An 11,618-nucleotide genomic window follows, 5' to 3' on the forward strand; every position below is an offset into this window, starting at 1 on the left:
CCTCCCGAATGTTCAATCCCTCCCGCGACCAAGTCCGCGAATTCTTTATCGAAACCTGGCGCAAGCATCGCGCCAACGAGGTCCTGACCCCGCTGGAGGCGATCGCGCTGGACTGGATCATCGAGCATCCCGAATACCACGCGGACCTCGAAAGCCCCGACGCCATGACGGCTGAATACGCGGTGGAAAAAGGCCGCACCAATCCGTTCCTGCACCTGTCCATGCATCTGGCCATCGCGGAACAGCTGTCAATCGACCATCCGCCCGGCATCCGCCTGGCCTACCAGCAGCTCACGGCGCGCTCGGATGCGCACCACGCCGCGCACGAAATCATGGAATGCCTGGGCCAGGTGGTCTGGGAAGCGCAGCGCCTGGGCACGCCGCTGGACAGCGACACCTACATCGACCTGATCCGCCGCCGCGCCAGCCTCTGACCCAACAAAAAAACCCTCGCTAGCGAGGGTTTTTCATTCACTCCAGCCGAAGCCGTTGCGTTCTAGCGGCGCACGCCCAGATCGCTGGGCAGCGTGGCCAGCCAAGCCGATACGTTGGCAATGTCCTGGTCGGACAGCTGCGTGGCGAAGGCGCCCATGATCGGGTTCTTGCGCACGTTGGCCGTGGCTGCGCTGCCGGAGGCGCCCCGCTTGTAGGCCTTCAGCGCATGTGCCAGGTAGTCGGCGTGCTGCCCGGCCAGCGTCGGATACGCGGGATCCACGGCCGTCTTGGCGTCGGCGCCGTGGCACGAGGCGCAATTGAATTTTTCGAAGACGGCCTTGCCGGCCGACAGGTCCTGCGCCGAGGCGGCAGAGCCCCAGATAGCCAGGGTCGCGCCCGCAAGGGCAAGCATGGTGCGGTTCATGGTCTTGCCCCCTTATTTGAGATTCGAGTAGTACGCGGCCAAGTCGGCAATGTCCTGATCGGACAGGCTGCCGGCAACGGCGTCCATCGTGGGATGGCTGCGCGCGCCTTTCTTGTACTCGTTGAGGGCGGTTTCGATGTACTTGGCGTTTTGGCCAGCGATCATCGGAACATGGTAAAGCTCGGGAAACGATGCCTTGTAGCCTGGGATGCCATGGCAACCGATGCACATCGAAACCTTGTCTCGGGCATTCTGGACATTACCGACCGGCGCTGCGTCTGCAGCAACAGCCTGGCCGGCGATCGCACAGGACGCCATCGTGGCCAACACGGAAACCGTGTACTTCAGAGAGGTTCGCAACTTCATTGGAATGACTCTTCTTGGTATGGCTAAGGACTAGGGCCTGCTCACACGAAAAGGCCCTCTGCAAACACGTTGCGGGTGGAACCCAAAGCAAAACCGCCTGATTGTACGATAATTGCTCAGGATTAATACCTTGCGTTAGTGTTGATCCCAATCAAACCACAGAAGCCATCAGACCATGTCCGCAGCCCAGACCGCCTCATCCGCCAAGCCAGTCCGCTTCGATGGCACCGACAGCTACGTCGCCACCGATGACCTCAAGCTCGCCGTGAACGCCGCCCTCACCTTGCAGCGCCCGCTGCTGATCAAGGGAGAACCCGGCACCGGCAAGACGATGCTGGCCGAGGAAGTGGCCCGCGCGCTGGGACGGCCGCTGATGCAATGGCACATCAAGTCCACCACCAAGGCGCATCAGGGCCTGTACGAATACGACGCCGTGTCGCGCCTGCGCGATTCGCAGCTTGGCGACGAGAAGGTCCGCGACATCCGCAACTACATCGTGCAGGGCACGCTGTGGCAAGCGTTCCAATCGCACGAGCCGGTGGTGCTGCTGATCGACGAGATCGACAAGGCCGACATCGAATTCCCCAATGACCTGCTGCGCGAGCTGGACCGCATGGAGTTCCATGTGTACGAAACGCGCGAGACCATCGCCGCGCGCCACCGTCCGCTCGTCATCATCACGTCCAACAACGAGAAGGACCTGCCCGACGCGTTCCTGCGCCGCTGCTTCTTTCACTACATCCGCTTTCCGGACCGCGAGACGATGCGCGACATCGTGGCTGTCCACTATCCCGACTTGAAGCAGGACGTGCTGCGCGCCGCGCTGGACACGTTCTTCTCGCTGCGAGATGCGCCTGGACTGAAGAAAAAGCCGTCCACGTCCGAACTGCTGGATTGGCTGCGCCTCTTGCTGGCCGAAGACGTCACGGCCGCGCAGATCGACGCGCACACGGCCACCGCCGTGCCGCTGATGGCCGGCGCGCTGCTCAAGAACGAGCAGGACGTGCATCTGCTCGAACGCCTGGCGGCCATGACGCGCGGCGGCCAACGCCGCTGATCCGGCATCCACGGGCGGCCCGCACATGCTGATCGACTTCTTCTATCACCTCCGGGCGCACAAGCTGCCCGTCTCGGTCAAGGAATACCTGACGCTGGTCGACGCCCTGCGCCAGGACCTGATGTCGCCCACGCTGGACGAGTTCTACTTCCTGGCGCGCGCCACGCTCGTCAAGGACGAGTCTCTCTACGACCGCTACGACAAGGCCTTCGGCGCGTATTACCGCGGCATCGAAGCCGCGCTGCCCGCGGGCAAGGACATTCCGCTCGACTGGCTGATCAAGCAGTTCGAGAAAAGCCTGTCGCCCGAAGAAAAGGCCGCCATTGAAAAGCACGGCTGGGACAAGCTGATGGAGCTCTTCAAGGAGCGCCTGGACGAGCAGAAGGAACGCCACGCGGGCGGCAGCAAGTGGATCGGAACGGGCGGCACGTCGCCCTTCGGCAACGGCGGCTATCACCCCGAAGGCATCCGCGTCGGCGGCGCATCGGCCGGCAACCGCACGGCGGTCAAGGTCTGGGACATGCGCCAGTTCAAGGACTACGACGACCAGGTCGAACTGGGCACGCGCAATTTCAAGGTGGCCCTGCGCCGCCTGCGCCGCTTTGCGCGCCAGGGCGCCGAACTGGAACTGGATCTGGACGACACCATCGCCAGCACGGCGCGCAACGCGGGCCATCTGGACCTGCGCATGATCCCGGAGCGCCACAACACGGTGAAGGTGCTGATGCTGCTGGACGTGGGCGGCAGCATGGACGACCACATCGGCCGGGTCGAGGAACTGTTCTCGGCGGCCCGCAGCGAATTCCGCAATCTCGAGGTCTATTACTTCCACAACTGCCCGTACGAAAGCCTGTGGCAAAGCAACCGCCGCCGCCAGAACGAGCGCTTCGACACCTGGGACGTGCTGCGCAAGTACAACCCCGACTGGCGCCTGATCATTGTCGGCGACGCCACGATGAGCCCATACGAGATCCTGCAGCCCGGGGGTTCCGTCGAGCACTACAACAAGGAACCGGGCGCCGAGTGGATGCGCCGGCTCCTGGACGCCTGGCCCAAATCGGTGTGGCTGAATCCCGAGCCCACGGCTTCCTGGCAGTACCGCCAGTCCATTGCGCTGATGCGCGACATCATGCAGGACCGCATGTATCCCGTCACGGTTGCCGGCCTGGAGCAGGCGATGCGGGTGCTGTCGAAGTAGACACCGCAGGTGCGGCGGCGATACTGCCGCCGCGGTTGGCGTTCTTAGCCGTCGACCGGATTTTCCGGCGTCTCCAGCGTCAATTGATAGAACGCCAGATCGAGCCATCGTCCGAATTTGAAGCCGGCCTGGCGGATCGTGCCAGCGCGCACAAACCCCAGCTTTTCATGCAGGCGGATGCTGCCCTGGTTCGAGGCGTCGATACCGCCGACCATCACGTGCACGCCCCCGGCGCGCGCACGCTCGATCAGGATGGCCATCATCGCTTCGCCCAGGCCGCGGCCGCGAAAGCGCCCGTCTACGTACACGGAATGCTCGACGGAATACTTGAAGGCGGGAAACGCGCGAAACGTGCCGTAGCTGGCAAACGCCATCAATTCGCCATCCGCATTTTCCAGCCCAACGACGGGAAACCCGCCCTGTTGCTTGGCCTTGAACCATCCGTCCATGGCCTCGCGCGGCCGCGGCTTGTAGTCGTACAGCGCGGTGGACGTCGCGATGGCGTCATTGAAGATGGCCAGAATCTGGTCGGCGTGGCGCTCGTGCGTGCAGTCGACCAGCGTGGCGCCCTGCGGGGCGTGGAGTTCGGCGGGCGTTTTCATGGCCGGAATTTTAGCGACCGCGGCCCGCGCCGCCTACCGGCAAGAAACGGGCGAAAAAAAACCGGCGAAGACGCCGGTTCAGTGAAACGTTGCCGCTTCTGGCCACTCTCAGGCGGCGCGGCTCTCCACAGATCGATGCGCGCCCGTACTCATGTGGCGCAAACCGGGGCACTGCCGCCAAGACAATTCGTCGGCGTCCATGTCCAGGTCGAACAAATCTTGCGCGGCGGGCCACGGATGGGAGCGCGCGGTGGCGCCCTCCATTTCAAGCACATGGCCGGCAAATCCGCGAGGCGATCCACCGCACTCCGCGAAATACCGCTGCGTACTCAGGTCCACCACATAGGTGGTCATGTCATGGGTCAATATGGCCACGTATTGGCCGTCATCACTGGCATAAGCGTATTGAAACTGTCCCTTGATGCCATCGCCCTTGAGGGCGCTACCAGTCAGTTGGGACAAGGCACGCGTGACGATTTCGGTCAGCATGGGTCGTTCCTCCGTAGAATGCGCCGGCAGGATGCCGGCGGCGAAGGCGCGAACGACAAGCACCGGCGCCGCGTCAAGGCAGCGTCTGGCGTTGGACGGGAAGCCGGTAAGACGGCCGTCGCGCATCCCGTCAGCAACAGCTAATGCGTCCTTAAAAGCTTACACCCGCGACCGGAAGTGGTTCAAATCCCCTGGGAAAACTGGACTGCTGCATTGCACCATCAACACGGGCGCGGCTTGGCGGCGCATCAAGCCGCCGCGAATAGGGCGCCCTCGCCGGCGCCGCCCGCCTCGCGCCGCTGGCGCCAGGCCTCGCGGCCCAGGCGGTACAGCACATGCGCGCGTAGCGGATGTCCTGCCGGCACAGTGGGGTGATCGAAGGGCTCCGGTTCCGCGGCCATGCCCAGACGGTCCATCACGGCGCGCGATCGCAGGTTGCCCGTGGCCGTGAAGGCGACGATTTCATCCGCGCCCACCTGCTCGAAGCCGACCCGCAACGCGGCGTCAGCCGCTTCGCTGGCGTATCCCCGTCCCCAGAAGGAATGCGCAAGGCGCCAGCCGATCTCCACGCCGGGCGCAAACGGCAGAACGGGCGCCAGCGGCTTGATGCCGACGAAACCAATGAACGGCGCCACCCCCGGCACTTCCACGGCCCAGAGGCCCCAGCCGTGCTCGTCAATGCCGGCGGCCAGCCTGTCGGCCAGGGCGTCGCTTTCCTGGGACGTCATCGGCAACAGGAACTGCGTCACGTGCGGATCAGCGTTAAGGGCGGCGAAAGGTTCGCGGTCGGCGGCGCGCCATTGGCGCAGCACGAGGCGAGGCGTTTCGACTTCGACGGTCAGGGACATATCAGCTTCCTCGGCATGGCGGCGGGCCGCCTGAACCATTGCCAACGTATACACTCCAACGGATTCTGCCATGCCAAAGGAATAGTCCGCCATGCGCTTGTCCCTGTCGAAGCTGCCGCGCCCGCTAGGCGTGCTGCTGTTTTCCTCCTTCCTGGCCTTTCAGGCCGGAGCCGCCAGCCTGCCGGCCGGCGTCACGGAGGCCGCCTCGATCGAAGGCATTACCGAATACCGACTGGCCAATGGCCTGCGGGTGCTTCTGGTACCCGACGAATCCAAGCCGTCCACCACGGTCAACATGACCTACCTGGTGGGCTCGCGCAACGAAAACTACGGCCAGACCGGCATGGCGCACCTGCTGGAGCACATGCTGTTCAAGGGCACGTCGACCACCCGCAACGCGATGGGCGAGTTCTCGCGCCGCGGATTGCAGGCCAACGGCTCGACGTCCAGCGACCGCACCAATTACTTCGCCAGCTTCGCGGCCAACCCCGAGACGCTGAAGTGGTACCTCGGCTGGCAGGCCGATGCGATGGTCAATTCGCTGATCGCCAAGGAAGACCTGGACTCGGAAATGACCGTGGTCCGCAACGAGATGGAAAGCGGCGAGAACAGCCCGTTCCGCATCCTGATGCAGAAGATGCAGGCCGCAGCCTACCAGTGGCACAGCTACGGCAAGAACACGATCGGCGCGCGCTCCGACGTCGAAAACGTGGACATCGGCCAGCTCCGCGCCTTCTACCATGAGTATTACCAGCCCGATAATGCCGTGCTGATCGTGGCGGGCAAGTTCGACCCGCAGACGACGCTGGCGGACATCGAGGCCACGCTGGGCAAGCTGCCCAAGCCCGACCGCAAGCTGCCGCCGGAATATACGGTGGAGCCGACGCAGGACGGCGAGCGCTCGGTGACGCTGCGCCGCACCGGCGGCACGCCGCTGGTCGCGGCGATGTATCACATTCCGGCCGGCGCCAGCGCGGATTTTGTGCCGTTTGACCTGGCCACCACGATCCTGGCGGACACGCCGTCGGGTCGCCTCTACCATGCCCTGGTGCCGACCAAGCTGGCCTCGGGCGTGTTCGGCTTCACGATGGAAAACCTGGACCCGGGCCTGGCGATGTTCGCCGCGCAACTGACGCCGGGCAAGGACCTGGACGCGGCGATGAAGGCGCTGACAGGCACGCTTGAGTCGCTCGGCAAGAAGCCCTTCACGGAACAGGAACTGGACCGTGCGCGCAGCAAGTGGCTGACGTCGTGGGAACAGACGTATAGCGATCCGGAGCAGGTGGGCGTGGCGCTGTCCGAGGCGATCGCCGCGGGCGACTGGCGCCTGTTCTTCCTGCAGCGCGACCGCGCGCGCAAGGCAACGCTGGCTGAAGTGCAAAAGGCCGCGACGACGTATCTGGTGCAGAGCAACCGCATCGAGGGCCGCTACATTCCGACCGAAAAGCCGGTGCGTGCGCCGCAGACGGAGCGCGTGGACCTCACCGCCGTGTTCAAGGACTACAAGGGCGATCCGGACTTCAAGGCGGCGTCGGCGTTCGATCCCTCGCCGGCCAACATCGACAAGCTGACGCAACGCACGACGCTTGACCTGCCCAATGGCCCGGTGAAGCTGGCGCTGCTGCCCAAGGCGACGCGCGGCAGCCGCGTGCAGGCGCAGATGCTGATCCAGTTCGGCAACGAGAAGGACCTGCTGGGCCAGCGCGTGAATTCCAGCGCGGCCGCGGACCTGCTGCTGCGCGGCACGGACAAGCTGTCGCGCCAGGATATCCAGGACCGTCTGGACAAGCTGCAAGCTGAACTTGGCTTCAGCGGTGGCGGCACGACGCTGAAGGTGGCGATGTCGACCAAGGGCGAAAATCTGCCTGAGCTGACGGCGCTGGCGCTGGAGATCATCCGCAACGCCAGCTTCCCGAAGGAGCAGGTGGAGGAATATCAACGTCAGCTTGAAACCTCGATCCAGAACGCGATGACGGAGCCTTCCGCCCTGGCCGGACGCGCGCTGGCGCGCCACGATAATCCGTGGCCTGCGGACGACCTGCGTTACGTGCCGACGTTCGAAGAATCGCTGGCGAGCGTGCGCGCCCTGAATCGCGAGGCGCTGGCAAAATTCCACGCCAAGTTCTACGGCGCGGGCGATATCGAGTTCTCGGCGGTGGGCGATTTCGAACCCGCAGCGGTGGAAAAGTCGCTCCGCACGGGACTGGCCGGCTGGACGAAGGCGCCCGCCTACACCCGCGTGCCGAACCCGTACCGCGAGGTGCCGGCCAAGCAATTCGACATCGATACGCCGGACAAGGCCAATGCGTTCTACCTGTCGCGCCTGCCGCTGAAGCTGCAGGATACGAACGCGGATTATGCGGCGCTATACCTGGCCAATTACCTGTTCGGCGCGTCGGAAACGTCACGCTTGTGGAACCGGGTGCGCGAGACGGAAGGCCTGTCGTACAACGTGCGCAGCTCGCTGTCGGTGTCGGCGTTCGAGCCGGCCGCAACCTGGAGCATTTACGCAATCTATGCGCCGCAGAATCGCGAGCGGCTGGAGAAGGCGATCAACGAGGAACTGGCGCGCGTGCTGAAGGACGGTTTCTCGGACAAGGAAATCACGGAGGGCATCACGGCCCTGCTGAACTACCGGAATCTGGCTCGGGCGCAGGACGACGTGCTGGCAAGCACGTGGCTTGACTACCTGGAGCGCGGCCGCACGTTCGCGTGGTCTGCGGAAATGGACAAGAAGATTTCCGCCTTGACGCCAGACGCGGTGAACGCCGCGCTGCGCAAGTACGTGCGCCCTGACGCGTTCAGCACGGCGCTGGCGGGGGATTTCAAAAAGCCGTGACGTAACACCTTTTGGAAAGCCCCTGCTCCGGCAGGGGTTTTTTTTGCATAGTCGGTGGGTAATCCAGCTGGACCGATCTTGAGCAACGGCTTGACCATTCCATTGGTGGGGCCAATTCTTTACGTCTGATCTATTACTCGGTTATTTGGAAAGATGTTTTCAGGGATTAAGGGTTTATCCCAGGTGGGAAGGCGCGCACAATTCAGTCCATCGGGAACAGCAAACGAACCACGACGGAGAGCCGCCGGATTCGGTCCCTCTTTAGACGAATTGGAGGTCTCACCATGAAAACCCTAGCCACCACCCTTTTCCTATCCCTGGCCCTGGCCGGTGTCGGCGCGCAAGCCGCCGGCGTTGAACAAGCAAAGAGCAGCGACCAAGTGGCGACGGAATTGCAAGAAGCAAAGGCAAGCGGTCAGTACACGTTCGGCGAGCTGGACTATCCGCCCGCCCTGCCCCAAAAAACCAGCCTGAGCTCGCAGGAAGTGCAAGCTCAGCTGCAACAAGCCAAGGTCAGCGGTCAATACACGTTCGGCGAACTGCAGTACCCGCCGGTCGTTGCAACGTCGGGCAGCGCAAAGTCGCGTGCCGAAGTCCAGCAGGAACTGGCGCAAGCAAAGGCCAGCGGCCAATACACGTTCGGCGAGCTCGAGTACCCGCCGATCAGCCGGTGAGCTGCTTGCTGTAGCCCGGCCGGCCTCGGGTGGCATCATGGCCTGAGGCCGGTATTTTCGGCACACAGCGGCGGTTGAAGTAGCAGTAGCAGTTGAAGTTGAAGTTGAAGTTGAAGTCAGCAGTTGAAGTTGCAGTCAGCAGTTGAAGTTGAAGTCAGCAGTTGAAGTTGAAGTGGTAGTAGCGAAGAGGCCGTGGCGATTGTCGCGGTCTCTTTTTTTTGCGTCGGCGTCCGTGGGCTGCCGCAGGGTTCTTGAGCGCCCGGCGCGGCGTGGGCCTGGGGCGGGCGGGGCTCCGATTGCGGTCCGGAGCCTTCGCTCCGGACTCCCCCGGGGCTCAACCTCGTACGCCTTCGGCTCCCTTCGGTTTCCGCCGGGCGCATCTAAACGCCCCGCCCACCCCAGGCCCACGCCACACCGGGCTTTGGTGGTTTTAGCCTCACGGTCGTTGGGGCGACTTGGGTTCTTTGGGTTCTTGCATACAGCGAGGTGGAAGAGAAGCGTCTTGCGGTGCCCGCCCCCGGCCGGCCGCGCGGGCGGCCTTTGGGGGCTTACGCGCTGTCTTGCGTCGTAGCGATGCCGCTTCGCGTGTGGCTGCTTCTGCACTAGGTGTCTGACACCCTGGTGAGATTCGCGACATACCAAGAGCATCTCCCGATGGGTGTCAGACACCGGCAGATACGTAAGACCGATTGAGATGTCTGACACCCCTCGAGTTCGTAAGACCGATTGAGGTGTCTGATACCCCTCGAATTCGTAAGACCGAATGAGGTGTCTGATACCCCTCGAATTCGTAAGACCGAATGAGGTGTCTGATACCCCTCGAATTCGTAAGACCGAATGAGGTGTCTGACACCCTGGTGAGATTCGCTTCATACCAAGTGCGTCTACCTAGGGTGTCAGACACCGGCAGCGGCAGACGCTCTTGGGAAGTTCAGAACCAGCCGACGTTAATCGTCACTTGAACTCCCGTGCCGATGGGCGGCGCGTATGGGTCGGCACGTTGTCGCTGACCGTCGACGCGCCGCCATCATCGCCCCTCCCCCCGCGACGGCGGGCCATTAGCAAACTAAACGTCACCAGCGCGCCGTGCCGGTTTATGCCGAGATTTTGGCGTGCTGCATCTGGCCATCAGATTCGAAAGATAGGCCACGAAAGAAGGCCGCCGGGCTCGGTATCACTTAAAACAATCTGGAGGTCTCACTCATGAAAATCCTGGCCACGACGCTGTTTGTTTCCCTAGCCCTGGCCGGCGCCGGCGCGCACGCAGCCGGCGTTGAACATTCCAAGTCCCGCTCCCAGGTCGCGGCCGAGCTGCAAGAAGCCAAGGTCAGCGGCCAATACACTTTCGGCGAAATCGACTATCCGCCGGCCGCCCGTTAAGCGGTTCGCCGTTCTGCTTGATCCTGCAATACCGTCACTAGCAAGCCCGGCATTTTTTCCGCAAAAAAAAGCCGCGACTCACGTCGCGGCTTTTTTCGCTTGGCAGCAGCGCAATCATCTGCGGACTGATCAGCTGAAGAATTCCTTCACGCGGTCCGTCCAGGATTTGCTTTGCGGCGAGTGGCGATCTCCACCGTCGTTCAGCGAAGCCTCGAACTGGCGCAGGATGTTCTTCTGGTCGTCGCTCAGGCGCACGGGCGTTTCCACCACGACGTGGCAGTACAGGTCGCCCGGGTAGCTGCCGCGCACGCCTCGGATGCCCTTGCCGCGCAGGCGGAAGGTCTTGCCGGATTGGGTGCCTTCGGGAATGGAGATCTCGGCCTTGCCGCCTAGCGTGGGGACCTGGAGTTCGCCGCCCAATGCCGCCGTGGTGAACGGAATGGTCAGTTCGCAGTGCAGGTCGTCGCCGTCGCGCTGGAAGATCTTGTGCTGCTTGATGTGGATTTCCACATACAGGTCGCCCGGAGGACCGCCGTTGATGCCCGGTTCGCCATTGCCGCTGGAGCGGATGCGCATGCCGTCGTCGATGCCGGCCGGGATCTTGACCTGGAGAGTCTTGTTGCGGCGGATGCGGCCGACGCCGTCGCAGGACGCGCACGGATCGGTGATTTCCTTGCCGTTCCCGTGGCAGGTGGGGCAGGTCTGCTGGACGCTGAAGAAGCCTTGCTGCATGCGCACGGCGCCGGAGCCGCCGCAGGTGCGGCAGGTCTTGGGCGAGGTGCCGGGCTTGGCGCCGGAACCGTGGCAGGTGTCGCAGTTTTCCCAGCTGGGGACGCGGATTTCGGTGTCGAAACCGGCGGCCGCTTGTTCCAGGGTGATTTCCAGCGCGTACTTGAGGTCGGCGCCGCGGTAGACCTGGGGCCCGCCGCCGCGACGGCCACCACCGGCGCCGCCGAAGATTTCGCCGAAGATGTCGCCGAACGCGTCGGCAAAACCGCCGCCCATGCCCGCGCCACCCATGCCGGCGGCGTTGGGGTCGACGCCGGCGTGACCGTAGCGGTCGTACGCGGCGCGTTTTTGTTCATCGCCCAGGACCTCGTAGGCTTCCTTGGCTTCCTTGAACTTCTCTTCGGCCTCTTTGCTGTCCGGATTGCGGTCCGGATGGTATTTCATGGCCAGCTTTCGATAGGCCTTCTTGAGATCGTCATCCGAGGCGTTTTTTGCCACGCCCAGGATTTCGTAATAGTCGCGTTTTGCCATGATCCGTGGGCTCGAAACCGAGCCTTCTTTTCAGTGCTACAGAATG

The 11,618-nt window shown here is 63.4% G+C and carries 12 protein-coding genes; 6 read left to right on the forward strand and 6 right to left on the reverse strand.

The features are described from left to right. Positions 1 to 8 precede the first annotated feature (8 nt). Positions 9 to 434, forward strand: coding sequence for a DUF1841 family protein (locus ASD71_RS20105; protein ID WP_056568695.1), 426 nt, complete (start codon positions 9 to 11; stop codon positions 432 to 434). 62 nt (positions 435 to 496) lie between these two features. Here the strand turns inward: ASD71_RS20105 and ASD71_RS20110 are convergent, their stop codons facing one another. Beyond that, positions 497 to 859: a cytochrome c gene (locus ASD71_RS20110; RefSeq protein WP_056568697.1), complete on the reverse strand. Its 363-nt coding sequence runs from the start codon at positions 857 to 859 to the stop codon at positions 497 to 499. Between the two features lie 12 nt (positions 860 to 871). After that, complete coding sequence (locus ASD71_RS20115; protein ID WP_056568700.1) at positions 872 to 1,225, reverse strand: cytochrome c; 354 nt, start codon at positions 1,223 to 1,225, stop codon at positions 872 to 874. Between the two features lie 175 nt (positions 1,226 to 1,400). On the opposite strand from ASD71_RS20115, the gene ASD71_RS20120 reads away from it, so the two are divergent. Further along, complete coding sequence (locus ASD71_RS20120; protein WP_056568704.1) at positions 1,401 to 2,282, forward strand: MoxR family ATPase; 882 nt, start codon at positions 1,401 to 1,403, stop codon at positions 2,280 to 2,282. Positions 2,283 to 2,307: 25 nt separating this feature from the next. Further along, positions 2,308 to 3,480, forward strand: a complete 1,173-nt coding sequence (locus ASD71_RS20125; protein WP_056568707.1) for a VWA domain-containing protein — start codon at positions 2,308 to 2,310, stop codon at positions 3,478 to 3,480. A gap of 44 nt (positions 3,481 to 3,524) precedes the next feature. Here ASD71_RS20125 and ASD71_RS20130 read toward each other — a convergent pair whose 3' ends face one another. From ASD71_RS20130 to ASD71_RS20140, 3 genes are all read right to left on the reverse strand, one after another. Beyond that, positions 3,525 to 4,082, reverse strand: coding sequence for a GNAT family N-acetyltransferase (locus ASD71_RS20130; protein WP_056568710.1), 558 nt, complete (start codon positions 4,080 to 4,082; stop codon positions 3,525 to 3,527). Between the two features lie 108 nt (positions 4,083 to 4,190). After that, positions 4,191 to 4,571 (reverse strand): hypothetical protein, encoded by a 381-nt coding sequence (locus ASD71_RS20135; RefSeq protein WP_056568715.1) that lies wholly within the window; start codon positions 4,569 to 4,571, stop codon positions 4,191 to 4,193. 248 nt (positions 4,572 to 4,819) lie between these two features. Continuing rightward, positions 4,820 to 5,419, reverse strand: a complete 600-nt coding sequence (locus ASD71_RS20140; protein ID WP_056569506.1) for a GNAT family N-acetyltransferase — start codon at positions 5,417 to 5,419, stop codon at positions 4,820 to 4,822. A 91-nt stretch (positions 5,420 to 5,510) separates the two neighbouring features. Between ASD71_RS20140 and ASD71_RS20145 the strand changes: the two genes are divergently transcribed. The 3 genes from ASD71_RS20145 to ASD71_RS27760 all read left to right on the forward strand — a co-directional run bounded on the left by ASD71_RS20145 (position 5,511) and on the right by ASD71_RS27760 (position 10,312). Continuing rightward, entirely contained in the window at positions 5,511 to 8,258 is a 2,748-nt protein-coding gene (locus ASD71_RS20145) for a pitrilysin family protein (protein ID WP_056568718.1), read from the forward strand. A 284-nt stretch (positions 8,259 to 8,542) separates the two neighbouring features. Continuing rightward, complete coding sequence (locus ASD71_RS20150) at positions 8,543 to 8,932, forward strand: DUF4148 domain-containing protein (RefSeq protein WP_056568721.1); 390 nt, start codon at positions 8,543 to 8,545, stop codon at positions 8,930 to 8,932. Positions 8,933 to 10,135: 1,203 nt separating this feature from the next. Further along, entirely contained in the window at positions 10,136 to 10,312 is a 177-nt protein-coding gene (locus tag ASD71_RS27760) for a DUF4148 domain-containing protein (protein WP_082579002.1), read from the forward strand. A 129-nt stretch (positions 10,313 to 10,441) separates the two neighbouring features. Here the strand turns inward: ASD71_RS27760 and dnaJ are convergent, their stop codons facing one another. Continuing rightward, a complete protein-coding gene (gene dnaJ, locus ASD71_RS20155; RefSeq protein ID WP_056568724.1) occupies positions 10,442 to 11,572 on the reverse strand; it encodes a molecular chaperone DnaJ in 1,131 nt (376 codons plus the stop codon). Positions 11,573 to 11,618 lie beyond the last annotated feature (46 nt).

It is taken from the genome of Achromobacter sp. Root565, from assembly GCF_001427425.1.
Lineage (GTDB): Bacteria > Pseudomonadota > Gammaproteobacteria > Burkholderiales > Burkholderiaceae_B > Achromobacter > Achromobacter spanius_D.